Below are 15005 nucleotides of genomic sequence, written 5' to 3'. Positions count from 1 at the left end.
TTCCCATGTAAAAAACAGGGTTATAATTTTGTTACAGAAACGCTGGCTGTGATTAGATGTCGTCCCAGCGATAGCCTAAACCATAGATGGAGCGGATAAAGGTTTTTTCGTCATCCAGCGATTCGAGCTTACGACGTAAGTTTTTGACGTGGCTATCAATGGTTCTGTCGGTGACCACACGATGGTCGTCATACAAAATATCCAGCAATTGATCCCGAGAAAACACCGTACCTGCGTTATCTGACAAAAACTTTAGCAGGCGAAATTCTGCGGGGGTCAATTCCAGTAATTTATCCCCATAACGGACTTGGAACGCATTTTCATCGATAATCAGTTGAGTCTCTTGGCTTCCCGCAGAAGAAGGGGCTCTTTGGCAACGGCGCAAAATCGTTTTCACACGGGCAACCACTTCTCGCGGGCTAAAGGGCTTACAAACGTAGTCATCGGCACCAATTTCCAACCCTAATAAACGGTCAATTTCTTCCGTTTTAGCCGTCACCATAATCACTGGAACGTCGCTGAATTTACGCAGTTCACGACAGACTGAAATACCATCGAGTCCTGGTAACATCAAATCTAATAAAATCAGGTCAGGAAAGTGCTTTTGTACATAGGGGATGACTTCATCACCGCGCATCAGCAAGGCGGGAACATAGCCAGCCGCTTGCAGATAATCAAACAGTAACTGCCCAAGTTTAGGTTCGTCTTCAACAATCAGAACATGGGCGCTATTGGCTCCCAATAAAGGGGATTCAGACAAAGACACTATTGCTCCTCCTGCGTCGCAATGGGAAGTTGAATGGTTATCTTCACGCCACCGAGTGGAGAGGGTGCCGCAGAAATAGTCCCATTATGGGCTTCGACAATATTATAGCAAATCGCCAGCCCCAAACCTGAGCCGCCACTCGCACGGTTACGAGAAACTTCCACACGGTAAAATCGTTCAAACAGACGCTGGCACTGTTCAACACTTAATCCCGGTGCGCTATCTTCCCACGTGATCACTAATTGTTGGTCATGTTGGCTCACGTTGACGGAAATTTTACCGTGAGGATCGGTATAGCGCAGGCTGTTTTCCATCAAATTATAAAACAGTTGGTTGATGCGATCAGGGTCAGCAAATAGATGGGAATGGGCAGAAAATTGAGTTTCTAACGCTAGCTGCCTATCTTCCAATCGCCATTTGGCTTGCCCTAAATTCATCTCAATAATCGGGATAATATCGATAAATTCCATACGGTAAACCAAGGAGCCTCTATCGGATAACGAAAGCTGATGCAGGTCATTGACCAGTTTTATCAGTGTTTGAGTCTCATTGAGTAGGGAATTGATGGTTTCAGGCGTTGCTTGGCGCACACCGTCTTGCACGGCTTCAAGTTCGCCGCGTAAAACGGAGAGCGGGGTACGTAATTCATGGGAAATATCCGCCATATAATCGCGGCGCATTTGCTCATTTTTTTCCAAGGTAGAGGCGAGATGGTTAAAGTCTTTCGCCAACTGTCCCAACTCATCTTGACCCACTTCAGATACCCGCGCACTGAAATTACCTTTAGCGAGTTGTTGAGTACCTTCCAGCAATCGGGTGATGGGCTTTAAAAAGCCGCGAGCTAAAAATAGGGTCACTAGTAGCGCCACGAACAGCGATAACCCTGCAATTACCCAGCTAATGTGCATCTGCTGGGTATCGAAACGTTGGTCTAATTGGTTGCTGATCCCACTTTCATAACTGGCGACTAGCCAGCCGACGGTTGCGCCTCGGTTCGTTTTGACGGGCACGCGGATGACTTGATCCGGTGGGGGGAGGTCACGCCCCCAAATCAGGTTGTCTTTGGTGTCATAAACCCAAAACATACCGCGCATTCGCTTATGACCACCGCCATGACCTTGCCCTTGGTGCTGATTATCGACATTGCGTAAAATACGGAAAAACATCCGCTCATCCACCGCCAAAAAACGCCAACTTTCTTGCTCCTCATATTGTTCGGCAAGCGCTAAAGCGAGTAACTCAGCGCGTTGCTGGTCATTCTCTTTAATGTAGTCGATGAAACCATGCTGGAAGCCCATTCTGACTCCTTGATGCATGATAGCAACCAGCAGCAAACAGGTGGCAAAGATAGCGATAAATAACCGAGTACTGAGGCTCGAGAGTTTAAGCTTCATGGGATTTCTCCTGCATTGAAGGCGCTTTGCGTGAAAAACGCTGTCTCAAACTATCAAAACTGAGATACACCACCGGAGTGGTGAATAGGGTCAGCAGTTGGCTCATAACCAAACCACCGACAATCGCGATCCCCAGCGGTTGTCGTAACTCTGCGCCATCACCCGTGCCTAGCATCAAAGGGAGCGCCCCAAAAATCGCAGCAAGGGTGGTCATTAAAATCGGCCTAAAACGCAGCAGGCTCGCGCGTAAAATAGCCTCTTTCGCCGATAAGTTCCCATTGCGTTGGGCTTGAAGGGCAAAATCCACCATGATAATGGCGTTTTTCATCACAATACCAATAAGCAACATAATGCCGATTAAGGCAATGAGGCTAAATGGCGTATCAAATAATTCCAAGGCTAATAACGCACCGACACCTGCGGATGGCAGCGTCGACAGAATGGTAAGTGGGTGAATATAACTTTCATACAAAATACCCAGTACCAAATAGACCGTGACAATCGCCGCTAAAATTAAAAACAACTGAGATTTTAAGGTATCCTGGAAAACTTGGGCGGTTCCGGCGAAAGTGCCACGCACCGCCGAGGGAACGCCTAAAGCGGTCATGGTTTTCTCTACCGCCACAATGGCATCATTTAAGGTATAGCCGTCTGCCACGTTAAAGGAAATGGTGGACGCGGCTGATAACCCTTGGTGGTTAACACTTAACGGTGCATTGGCGGGCTGCCAGCGAGCAAAATAGGAGAGGGGGATCGCTTCTCCTTGTTTATTCACCACAAACATTTTATCCAGCGAACTGACGTCTTGGGTATATTCCGGCGCCACTTCCATCACCACTTTATATTGGTTCATAGCTTCATAAATGGTGGAAATTTGACGTTGACCAAAGGCGTTGTTGAGCAGATTGTTCGCATCACGCACATCGATCCCCAGTTGTGCCATCAAATCGCGGTCATAGGTTAATGCCATCTCCGCGCCTTTATCTTCTTTATCGGAGTTCACATCGGTTAACTGAGGTAAATCCCCCAGCGCTCGGCGAATAGCGGGCTCCCATGAACGTAATGCATCCAGCTCGTCGGCTAACAGGGTAAATTGATAGCTGGCTTCGGATTGGCGTCCGCCCACGCGAATATCTTGCACGGGCATCATAAATAAGTTGGCACCGGGTTCGTTCGCCAGTTTCATGCGCAAGCGGTTAATCACGCTGTTGGCACTCTCTTTGCGTTCATCCAACGGTTTTAAGGAGATAAACATAGACCCGCTGTTGACGCGGCTGCCGCCCGTAAATCCAGTGACGCTATCCACGGCAGGATCCGCTTTCACTTGCTGCATAAAGCTGGTCATTTTTTGTTTCATTGACTGGAATGAAATGCTTTGGTCTGCTCGAACGAATCCCAGCAAACGTCCTGTATCTTGCTCAGGGAAAAAGGCTTTAGGAATCGAAATATACAGATAAACATTCAAGCCAATTGCCGCAATCAGCACCGCCAGCACACTGCGACGATGAGATAATACCCAATTTAACGTGACGCCGTAACTTTCTTGTAACCGAATAAGAACGCGTCCAAATCCTCGTTGCTTGGTATTGGCTGCGCCGCGTTTTTTCAGTAAATGTGCGCACATCATCGGGGTTAACGTTAGGGAGATAATCAGTGAAATCGCGATGGCAGTCGAGAGCGTAATGGCAAATTCGCGGAATAATCGCCCAACTAATCCATCCATCAGTAACAGTGGAATAAACACCGCCACTAAAGAAATACTCATCGAAACGACGGTAAAGCCAACCTCAGAAACCCCTTTAACAGCCGCGATAAACGGTTTTCGACCATTTTCAATGTGCCGAGAAATGTTCTCCAATACCACGATGGCATCATCCACCACAAATCCGGTGGCGACGGTTAAGGCCATTAATGACAAGTTATTGAGGCTGAACCCGCATAAATACATGGCGGTAAAGGTACCAATTAACGAGACAGGTACTGCAATGGCGGGAATTAAAGTGGCACGACCTGAACGTAAAAATAGCAATACGACGAGGATCACCAGCGCAATCGCAATCATTAATGCTCGTTCGACTTCTGCCAACGATGCTTTGATGGTCGGAGTTCTATCTTGGGCAACCTGTAAATCAATGGCGGCGGGGATCATATCCTTAAATTCTGGGAGTTCCTCGCGAATGCGTTTGACCGTTTCAATGATATTGGCACCCGCTTCGCGGCGAATGATGATCAAAATTGCGGGTTCACCACTGGACATCCCTGCGGCTCGCACATCTTGGACAGAGTCTTTTACGACGGCGACATCACTGAGTTTGACGGCATTGCCATTACTGTAATGGACAATAATTGGACGGTAATCGGCGGCTTTTTTCAGTTCGTCGTTAGTCTGAACTTGGTAGCGATTATCGTCATTATTGATATAGCCTTGTGGTTGGCGCACGTTAGCACTACTGATGGCAGAGCGCACTGCATCAAGGGAAACCCCTTGATTAAATAGGGCTGTTGGGTTGAGTTCCACACGCACAGCAGGAAGAGAACCACCCCCTACTGCAACTTCACTGACCCCATCGATTTGCGCGATACGCTGAGCTAAGCGTGTAGACGCCACATCATACATTTCCCCTGTACTGAGGGTTTTTGATGTGAGGGTTAAAATCATGATCGGCGCGTCAGATGGGTTTGATTTATAGTAACGAGGGCGGCTTGGCATACCGCTAGGTAATAAGTTTTGTGCGGCATTCAACGCTGCTTGTACTTCCCGCGCGGCATTATTGATATCTTTGGTTAAATCAAACTCTAAGGTAATGGAGGTTCGTCCTAACGAACTGCTCGAGGTCATCTCATTTAATCCAGCAATACTACCTAATGAGCGCTCAAGCGGTGTCGCGATAGAGGAGGCCATAGTTTCAGGAGAGGCACCTGGAAGTGACGCTGTCACTCTTATCACAGGGTAGTCTACCTGTGGCAATGGCGCCACAGGTAAAAATAGAAAGCTCAATGCACCGCACAGGGTAATGGCGACACTGATTAACGTGGTCGCCACCGGACGGCTAATAAATAAAGCAAAGAAGCGTTTCATTAAGACTCCTGTGCCTTGTGCCCACGACGATTGAATCGATGGGCTAAACGGTCAAACATCAAGTAGATCACAGGCGTGGTGAACAGGGTTAAAATCTGGCTCATGATCAACCCACCTACCATACAGACTCCCAGAGGCTGGCGCAGTTCTGCGCCGACACCGGTACTGAGCATCAGCGGGAGCGCACCAAGCAATGCGGCCATGGTAGTCATCAGGATTGGGCGAAAACGCAGTAAACAAGCCTGATAAATCGCATCATATGGAGATAAACCTTGCTCACGCTCTGCGGCGAGGGCAAAGTCAATCATCATAATGGCGTTCTTTTTCACGATCCCTATCAGCAAGATAATCCCGATAATGGCGATCACATCGAGCTCATTGCCCGCCATCATTAGCGCGAGTAAAGCACCCACCCCAGCAGTCGGCAAAGTGGACAAAATAGTGATTGGATGAATAAAGCTTTCGTACAGAATACCCAGCACGATATACATCGCGATGATCGCGGCAAAAATCAGCCAAACGGTGCTACTCAGCGCCGCTTCAAAGGCGAGGGTGGCACCTTGGAATTGGGTGGTAATCGATTTTGGCATCGCAATCTGTTTTTCAGCCAATTTCACCGCATTGACTGCTTCTTCTAATGAAGAATCTCCCGCTACATCGAAAGAGAAAGTGACTGACGGGAATTGGTCGAGGTGATTAATCGCTAAAGGCCCATAACCTTCTTGAATATTCACGAGGGTATTCAGCGGAACAATGGCGCCATCAGTGCCTTTTAAGCGAATATCATTGAGCGCCTCCATTCCATCACGGGTTTGGGTATTGTGTTCTAAAATCACGCGATACTGGTTAGCTTGGGTGTAAATGGTGGAGATCATGCGTTGACCAAACGCGTTATACAGCGCGTTATCGATATTTGACATGGTAATACCAAAACGGCTCGCGGTATCACGATCCACATTTACATACGCGACTAAACCTTTATCTTGCCAGTCGCTGCTCACATCAATGAGTGCGGATTGTTGATTTAAGGCTTCCTGCAATTTTGGTACCCAAGTGCTAAGTTCATCCAGTGAGCCTGCTTGCAGCGTGAATTGATACGGGGTACGGGAAACTTGCGTATCAATGGTTAAATCCTGTGATGGCTGCAAGTAAAGATTAACCCCTGTAATACCGCTGGTGGCTTGTTGTAAGCGAGGAATAATCGTAGGAACACGATCGTCGCGTTCATCAAGGGGCTTCAATGTGATTTGAATACGGGCGTTATTCAGAGTGGCATTGTTGCCATCGATCCCCACATAGGTGGTGACGTTCTCAACCGCCGGATCTGCCAGAATAATGCCCGCCACTTCTTGCTGCTTCTTCGACATTGCAGCAAACGAAATAGATTGGCGGCTTTCAATGGTACCTTGAATAATGCCGCTATCTTGCAGAGGGAAGAACCCTTTCGGGATCCACATATACAGCAGCACGGTTAGTACCAAAGTTCCTAATGCCACACACAGAGTTAACCATTGGTGGTTAAGGATCCGTTTTAGCCAAACACCGTAACCTGCAATCATCCACTCAAAGAAATGCTCACAGGCGATTTCAAAGCGGTTATGTTTATGTTGGGATTCCGGTTTAAGCAAGCGGGCACACATCATTGGGGTGAGGGTGAGGGATACCACGGCGGAGATCAAAATTGCCACCGCCAACGTAATCGCAAACTCACGGAATAGGCGCCCGACAATATCCCCCATAAACAGCAGCGGGATCAGCACGGCAACCAAAGAGAAGGTCAGGGAGATGATGGTAAAACCGATTTCTCCTGCACCTTTTAAGGCGGCAACAACCGGTTTGTCCCCTTTTTCAAGATAGCGGGAGATATTTTCGATCACCACGATAGCGTCATCCACCACGAATCCCGTGGCGATGGTTAGCGCCATCAATGTGAGGTTATTGACGGAAAAACCACAAAAATACATGACGGCAAAGGTGCCGACTAACGATAATGGCACGGCGATGCCGGGGATCAGCGTCGCAATCCCATTACGCAGGAATAAGTAAATCACCATCACCACGAGGGCGATAGCGAGCATTAATTCGAATTGGACATCATTGACGGAGGCGCGAATGGTGCTGGTGCGGTCGGTCAAAATATCCACATTAACGGATGCCGGTAAGCTCTCAATCAATTCAGGCAACAATGCGCGGATAGTATCTGTAGTGCTAATCACGTTCGCGCCCGGTTGGCGCTGAACGTTAATCACAATTGCTTGTTGGCTATTGGCCCATGCACCGAGATAGGCGTTCTCAGCACCTTGTTCAATAGTCGCAATATCCCCCAAACGTACTGGTGCGCCATTTTGGAAAGCCACAATCAACTTGCGGTAATCCTCAAGGGATTTCATCTGGTCATTCGCAGATAACGTCACAGAGCGGGTTGGGCCATCAAAACTCCCTTTTGCGGAGTTGACGTTCGCATTATTGATAGCGGTACGAATGGTTTCGCTGTCTAATCCTTTTGCCGCCATGGCTTGTGGATTAAGGTTGACGCGCACAGCTGGGCGTTGCCCCCCCGCTAAGGTGACTAAGCCCACCCCAGTCACTTGGGAAATTTTCTGCGCCACGCGGGTTTCAATAATATCTTGTACCTGCGTTAATGGCATTGCATCTGAGGTAACGGCGAGCGTTAAAACGGGCGGATCCGCAGGGTTTACTTTGTTGTAAATCGGTGGATATGGTAAATCTGAGGGCAGCAAGCTGGTGGCAGAGTTAATCGCCGCTTGGACTTCTTGCTCCGCCACATCGAGAGGCAAAGAGAGCTGGAACATCAAGGTGATCACTGACGCGCCACCGGAGCTACGTGATGACATCTGTTGTAAGCCGGACATTTGACCGAATTGCGTTTCTAGCGGTGCCGTGATAGCCGACGTCATCACATCGGGGCTGGCTCCGGGGTATAAGGTCACAACTTGAATAGTCGGGTAGTCAACTTCCGGTAATGCCGAGACAGGTAAAAACCGATAACCGATGATCCCCGCGAGCAAAATCGCCACCATAAATAAGGTGGTTGCGACAGGGCGTAGAATGAAGAGGCGGGATGGGCCACCGCCTTTATGTGTTTCCGGCTGCATTAGGCTTTCTCCGCGCTATTGCGAGGTTTTCTCTCTGTGGAAGCCGGTTTCTTTTCGAGGCTTGAAGCGTTGACCACTTCAACTTTCGCGCCATCTGTTAACTTATCGACGCCATCGGTAATGACTTTGGTGTTAGCGGATAAACCGCTTTCAATCACCACTTGTTGGCTGTCTTGAATGCCCACCGTCACAATGTGTTTCGTCACGGTATCATCGTCGCTCAATACCCAAACATAGTGACCTTCATTGCCCATTTGCAGAGCAGCAGTTGGGATCACGACGGCATTTTGTAAGGTCTCTACCTGCATTTTGACGTTCACAAACTGGTTCGGGAACAGTTTTTGCTCTTCGTTAGTAAAGCGTGCTTTGATTTTCAGTGTGCCCGTTGCTGGGTCAATTTGGTTATCGGTACTCAATAACTCTCCGCGTGCAATCATGGCAATATTATTGCGATCCCACGCTTCAATCAGGACTTTATTCCCTGCTGCTTGCGCTTGTTGGATAGCAGGAATGTCACCTTCAGGTAAGGCAAATAGTACGTCAGCAGGTTGCGTTTGGGTGATCACCACAATCGGTGTGGAAGTCCCTGAAGAGATAAAATTACCCACATCCACTTGTTTTAAACCGATGCGTCCAGAAATAGGGGCTGTAATTTTGCTGTAGGTCAGTTGCAGCTTGGCGTTATCAACGGCGGCTTGGTCAACTTTGATGCTACCCTCGGCTTGTAATACAGTAGCGCGCTGGTTATCCAACTCTTGTTGGGAGATGACTTTGGTTCCCGCCAGTTTTTGGTAGCGGGTCAAGTCTAATCGAGCATTGGCTAAAGTCGCTTTATCTTTGGCTAATTGACCTTCAGCTTGGGCAAGTTGCACTTCAAAAGGGCGAGGGTCAATTTGCGCGAGTAAATCACCCGCTTTGACGGATTGCCCTTCGGTGAAGTAGATATTCATGAGTTGGCCTTCAACACGGCTAGTGACCGTCACCATGTTAGCGGCCTGCACGGTACCTAAACCAGATAGAAAACGCGGCACGATTTTTTCTTGGGCAGTGGCAAATTGAACGGGTGCAAGTGGGCGTGATGGTCTTCCACCTGCTTTTTTCGCTTGTCCGCCTTGGGTTGCACTGGCTGTGGTTGGTACTTCATTTTGGTTATTTTTATGGTAGGCATACCACGTTGCGCCAGCCGCAGCTAACAGAGCAACAAACAGGGCAGAGCGAGTCAAAATTGTACGGCGTTTCTGTGTCGTCATGGTGGGTAATTCGCTTAACTCAAGGTTGAGTAAAATCAGTTAGGAACCATTCCAATAAATTTAACTGAATATAATAAGGTATATATTAAAAATTAATCAGTTGCGTATTTTAATAGTTTAGCTTGAGGGGAACAAAAGAAAATGGAGGAAATATGAAAAAATGGAAAAGAACTATGGATAAAAGCACGGTTTTTCGTAAGAAAATAAAAAAGCCTGTGACTTTACAGCCACAGGCGAGTAATTGTTCTAATTCGTTTTATTGAGTTACGCTGGTTTTCAATACTGCCGCAGGATTACGTTCCTCTTCTGCGGTACGAGTCCAACCTTTGTATGACAGAGGGATAAACGCCACGGCAACGGCTAACAAGGAAACTCCTGCAACATAGTATGCTGGTGCCATATGGGATTGCTGTAACCATGCCCCTGTTAAGATTGGGGTCAACCCGCCAAATACCGCATACGCCAAGTTATACGCAAAGGATAATCCAGAGAAACGAATTTCTGGTGGAAATGCGCGAGTACTGATAATTGGCGTTGTCGCAATTGCTCCCACGAAGAAGCCCATTAATGCGTAATTAAACGTTAAGGTATTCGCAGAAATATCGGATGACAATGATGAATAGAAGTAGATAGCGGTAACCGCTAATCCGCCCCAAGACAAGGTCATCGATGTACGAGTCCCTGTTTTATCTCCTAACCAACCCCAGAAAATACAGCCTAAAGTTAAGGTCAAAGTTGCCGCGCAGTTGGCTTGCAACGCAATATTACGATCGATGCCATAAATACCTTTTAATACCACGTCAGGTGTCATCAAAATGGTGACAACGATAGCGGTAGACAGCGACCACGTCAGTGCAGCGGTGATCATGCAAGCTTGTTTATGGGATTTAACCACGGTTTTTACTGGTAACTCTTTGGTTAATGCTTTTTTAGCTGCCATCTCTTTGAAAATCGGGGTCTCTTGTAAGAAACGACGAAGATAGACAGAGATAAAACCAAAAATGCCCCCTAAGATAAACGGAATACGCCACGCAAAATCATGCACTTCTTGGGTGGTATAAGAACGCTCAATGATAATCGCGACGATAGACCCTAATAAAATCCCGCCAGTGATCCCTGAGGTTAATGTTCCCACGCCTAAACCATAACGCTGTTTCGGAGTATGTTCGGCAATAAACACCCATGCACCTGGCATTTCACCGCCGATAGCAGCTCCTTGCATGATACGCATTAATAACAGTAACAGTGGTGCAGCGGCACCAATGGTCTCAAATGTTGGCAAGAAACCAATAATAAAAGTTGGGAATGCCATCAAGAAAATACTTAAAGTAAACATTTTCTTACGACCGATTTTATCGCCAAAGTGGGCCATGATAATGCCGCCCAATGGGCGAGCAAGATAACCCGCAGCAAACAGACCCAGCGTCGCCATTAATGCGAGAAATTCATTATCGCCCGGGAAAAATAGTTGGGAGATAATTTTCGCGTAAAAAACGAAAATAACGAAATCATAAAATTCTAATGTGCCACCTAAAGAGGATAAGCCCAATGTTTTATAATCTTCTTTGCCTAACGGTCTGGCCGCAGGCTGGCTGGTTGTTTGCGATGTCATAATTCTGTCCTTCTAAATACACAACATTTCAATATTAGCGCGATGAGGTTATTTGTAATAATAGGTACGTTAAATAGCGAAGTAATTAATATTATTTGGCAAAGGATATGAGAGATAAAACGAGGGAAAATAAACCAAGGTAATACTCTGTATCTCTAACGTGCCTTCATTTATAGCAGAAAGTTTCATATTCTGTAAACCGCCACCTTGAAAACAAGCATAAGATTCTTTTTAGTTAAAAAAGGTCAAATTACCATTCTAAATGATAATTGAATGCCACGATATGATATTAATAAACTAGCAATTACAGACGATTGTATATTTTGATGTGCAAAATAATCACAAAAAAGGCAAAAAATATAATGGTACTCATTTATTAAGTGTGAAATTAAATAGAGTAAATAACAGGTATAGATAAAATAATATAATTAATTTGCAGTGGATAAGGCTATTTAAATAAATAATACTCGCGGATGTGATCTGTCAGTTATTTCTATTTTAGTATGACTAGGAGGTTTTTCAGGAAACGGCAGGTTTTTATAAACCCGCGTACCTAGCTTAAGGCAAAGTACGCGGGTAGGCAGTTAAACTAAGAATAGGGTAGCTAACCCTAAGAAGATAAAGAAACCGCCAGTATCAGTGATTGCGGTGATCATCACGCTAGAGCCGATAGCAGGGTCTTTACCCATCTTAATCATAATTAATGGGATCAGAACACCCATGATGGCAGCCATCAAGAGGTTGAGCACCATTGCGAGGGTCATCACGGCACCCATAGCGAGATCCCCATAGAGAAGGTAGGTGACGACGCCCATAATACCGCCCCAAACCACCCCGTTAATAAAGGCGACTCCAAGCTCTCTGACCATCAGGAAGGAGAAACTACCGTTCTGAATTTGGTGCAACGCGATGGCACGGACAATCATCGTAATAGTTTGGTTACCCGTATTACCACCGATACCCGCTACGATTGGCATTAAGGTCGCTAGGGCAACCAACTGTGAAATCGTATCTTCGAACACACCGATAACACGGGAAGCGACGAAAGCGGTACACAGGTTAATGGCAAGCCATGTCCAACGGGTTTTAACCGCTTGACCAACAGGAGCGAATACGTCCTCTTCAGGACTTAACCCCCCCATACGGCGGATGCTGTTATCGTTTTCTTCGCTGATATTATCAACGATATCTTCAACGGTTAGACGCCCCATCAGCAAGCCGTTACTGTCCACAACCGCGGCAGAAATTAAGTCGTAACGTTCGAACGCGCTCGCTGCATCTTCCCCTTTTTCATCGGGTAAGAAGGTGACGGTATCGGTTTTCATCACGTCGGCAACAATACGTTCTGGCGCTTGGATCAAAATGGTGGTCAGGGGTAATTCGCCTTGCAGATAATTATCTTTATCGACAACGAAAATTTTATCCGTTGCTTCAGGAATTTTTCCTCGTTGGCGTAGATAGCGTTGCACTGTTTTCAGGGTGACGTTTGAACGCACGGTGACGAATTCGAAATCCATCATCTGCCCAACGCTGTCTTTGGCGTATTGGAGAACTTCACGAATACGGCTGCGTAAGCTTGGGTCTAAGTAGGTGAGGAGACGGCGCATGGTATCGCGGGGCAAGTGCTCTGCGATATACGCTTGTTCGTCCACATGTAAGCCAGCAACCGCTCGCAGCAGTTCTCGGTCTGACATATCTTTAATCAGGCTGTCCCAAACAGAGACGGAGGCCTCAACCAGCACTTCACCGCGTTCGTTGTTGTCGACTAAGCGCCACAGTGCGAGACGTTCGTCGTACGGTAGCATTTCAAGAATATCGGCGATATCCGCGGTGTGGAGGTCAACAAGCAGTTCTTTAACTGTGCTAATTTTTTCACTAAATGCTTTATCATCCATACTGACGTGTTGGTCTTTCTCGACAAGAGCATGAACAAACTCTTCGTCTTCCATGAATAACGTCAGTATTTGCTGGCGGATGTACGCCAGTCTTTGTGAATGCGGATTGATTATTGGTGCCGCATCAGTTGAAAAAGCAGTTTGTGACATGTTAATCCTTAAACCATTCGGCGCCGAAGCGCTTTAAATTAATTCGCCTGCGAGGTGACGAAACTTCTACCCAGTATTGTCGCTGATCCCAAAAAAATATCAAATTTGTTCATAATTCGAATAAGAAGAACAAAACAACACTGACCGCAAATCATTATTTTTTGTTTCTATTTTCTAAATCAGACTCATTTCTGAGTCATTTAAGCCTATGGCTCATTTTCTGCGCAAATGGTGAGTTTCCAGCCCGGAACCTCTTCCCAGTAGGCACTCTCTTTTTCAAGGTCGAGCAGCATTAACGCATTGTGGGCGAGATACTGCGCAGGTAAGAAAAGTGTCCAATGACCTTCGTCGGTTTCAATGCGCATAGACGAAGGCGTTGTCGTTGATTGGCGCTGATTATTCAATAAGATAGATAAGCGCAAAATTTGAATCAACGGCATAAATTGCTTGCGTTTAAACAAGTTAAACTTAGGGATTTCATCGTATTTAATGGCACGGCGATGATTACGAACCAATGTAGCTAATAGTAATTGTTGCTCTTGGCTAAATCCCGGTAAGTTAGTGTTTTGTAAGATATAAGCGGAGTGGCGATGCATGCCGCTATGGTTAATACTCAATCCCACTTCGTGCAGCATAACCGCCCAAATTAAAATGGATTCTAATTGTGGATTGGCCTGTTTAGGGTTCTGCTGGCGCCATTGATAATACAGCTCTTCCATGGTTTTCAAAACCCGTTTGGCTTGTTCACGGTCGATATTATAGTGTTCGGCAAGGCTTAATGCAGTGCGTTGCCGAATATCTTGGTGACGAAAGCGACCTTCCATTTCATAGAGAACACCTTCACGTAAGGCGCCGTCGGAGAGTCGCAATTCTTTGATGTCGAGGGAATCAAACACCGCAATTAAGATAGCTAAACCCGGCACAAAAACTTGTTTACGATCAGAAGAAAGTCCCGGAATTTCTAATGATTTAAACGTTTTGTACTTCAATGCTACTTGTTTGATTTTTTCGAGGCGTTCGCGGGTAATAATGCCATCACGATCGCCCATCTCTACAATTACCGCATGTACCGCTTTAATGGTGCCGGAGGCTCCCATCGCCACATCCCAAACTTGCTTTTTAAATAGGATAGCGGTGCTTTCCAGTTTTAAGCAGGCGGCTAAATAGGCGCGATTAAAATTATCTGGGGAAATGGTTTCATTAGGGAAATAGTGACGCGCGAAGCTCACGCAGCCCATACGGCGGCTTTCAATTAAAATTGGTTCAAATTTCTCGCCAATCACCAACTCTGTGGAACCGCCACCGATATCGATGACCAGTTTACGACCCTTTTCCGGCTGCGTGTGTTCAACGCCCATAAAAATCAAACGCGCTTCTTCTTGCCCTGAAATGATCTCAATCGGGTAGGGGATAATGGCTTTAGCACGGCGCAAAAATTCTTCAACGTTGGTGGCGACACGCAATGAATGGGTACCGACGATACAGACGTTATCAGGCGTGAAGCCTTGTAGACGCTCAGCAAATAGCGATAAACACGCCAAGCCGCGCTCCATGGCTTCTTCACTGAGTTCGTTGGTATCACTCAGCCCATCAGCAAGATGAACACGTTTTTTTAAACGGGTTAGAACTTGTAGTGCTCCATTGACAATACGCGCAATAACCATATGAAAACTGTTTGAACCCAAGTCAATCGCCGCAATTTCTTGTGGTCTTGGGGTAGATGAACTGGCAATTGGCATAGTA

The 15005-nt window shown here is 46.6% G+C and carries 7 protein-coding genes and 1 pseudogene; all 8 read right to left on the bottom strand.

The genetic code is table 11. The annotated features are described in order from the left end of the window. Positions 1-52: 52 nt before the first annotated feature. A complete protein-coding gene (gene baeR, locus H0913_RS10815; RefSeq protein ID WP_420720230.1) occupies positions 53-766 on the bottom strand; it encodes a two-component system response regulator BaeR in 714 nt (237 codons plus the stop codon). Then, positions 766-2160, bottom strand: coding sequence for a two-component system sensor histidine kinase BaeS (baeS, locus tag H0913_RS10810; protein WP_181477235.1), 1395 nt, complete (start codon positions 2158-2160; stop codon positions 766-768). Before baeS ends, baeR begins: the two co-directional genes overlap by 1 nt. Next, the gene (gene mdtC, locus H0913_RS10805; protein ID WP_181477234.1) at positions 2150-5239 is read right to left on the bottom strand and encodes a multidrug efflux RND transporter permease subunit MdtC; all 3090 of its coding nucleotides are present in this window, start codon (positions 5237-5239) and stop codon (positions 2150-2152) included. The genes baeS and mdtC overlap by 11 nt, the downstream gene beginning before the upstream one ends. After that, positions 5239-8355 carry an MdtB/MuxB family multidrug efflux RND transporter permease subunit gene (locus tag H0913_RS10800; protein WP_181477233.1) on the bottom strand — a complete coding sequence of 1039 codons (3117 nt, stop codon included), beginning with the start codon at positions 8353-8355 and terminating at the stop codon, positions 5239-5241. Before H0913_RS10800 ends, mdtC begins: the two co-directional genes overlap by 1 nt. After that, positions 8355-9605: an MdtA/MuxA family multidrug efflux RND transporter periplasmic adaptor subunit gene (locus H0913_RS10795; RefSeq protein ID WP_154637737.1), complete on the bottom strand. Its 1251-nt coding sequence runs from the start codon at positions 9603-9605 to the stop codon at positions 8355-8357. Before H0913_RS10795 ends, H0913_RS10800 begins: the two co-directional genes overlap by 1 nt. A 256-nt stretch (positions 9606-9861) precedes the next feature. Then, on the bottom strand, positions 9862-11217 hold the full coding sequence (locus tag H0913_RS10790; RefSeq protein ID WP_154603635.1) for an MFS transporter: 1356 nt from the start codon (positions 11215-11217) through the stop codon (positions 9862-9864). Between the two features lie 584 nt (positions 11218-11801). Beyond that, positions 11802-13082: pseudogene (gene mgtE, locus H0913_RS10785) on the bottom strand (magnesium transporter); the annotation flags it as partial. Positions 13083-13468: 386 nt separating this feature from the next. Further along, positions 13469-15001, bottom strand: coding sequence for an exopolyphosphatase (ppx, locus tag H0913_RS10780; protein ID WP_181477232.1), 1533 nt, complete (start codon positions 14999-15001; stop codon positions 13469-13471). Positions 15002-15005: the final 4 nt, after the last annotated feature.

Origin of the sequence: Providencia rettgeri (assembly GCF_013702265.1) — a bacterium.
Classification (GTDB): domain Bacteria; phylum Pseudomonadota; class Gammaproteobacteria; order Enterobacterales; family Enterobacteriaceae; genus Providencia; species Providencia zhijiangensis.
Note: the sequence above shows the minus strand (reverse complement) of the source record. Positions and strands in the feature narration are given on the sequence as shown.

Bases quoted from the DNA above. Each gene is read 5' to 3' on its own strand.
- ppx (WP_181477232.1), bottom strand. From the start codon at position 15,001: ATGCCAATTGCCAGTTCATCTACCCCAAGACCACAAGAAATTGCGGCG.
- H0913_RS10800 (WP_181477233.1), bottom strand. From the start codon at position 8,355: ATGCAGCCGGAAACACATAAAGGCGGTGGCCCATCCCGCCTCTTCATT.
- baeS (WP_181477235.1), bottom strand. From the start codon at position 2,160: ATGAAGCTTAAACTCTCGAGCCTCAGTACTCGGTTATTTATCGCTATC.
- mdtC (WP_181477234.1), bottom strand. From the start codon at position 5,239: ATGAAACGCTTCTTTGCTTTATTTATTAGCCGTCCGGTGGCGACCACG.
- H0913_RS10790 (WP_154603635.1), bottom strand. From the start codon at position 11,217: ATGACATCGCAAACAACCAGCCAGCCTGCGGCCAGACCGTTAGGCAAA.
- H0913_RS10795 (WP_154637737.1), bottom strand. From the start codon at position 9,605: ATGACGACACAGAAACGCCGTACAATTTTGACTCGCTCTGCCCTGTTT.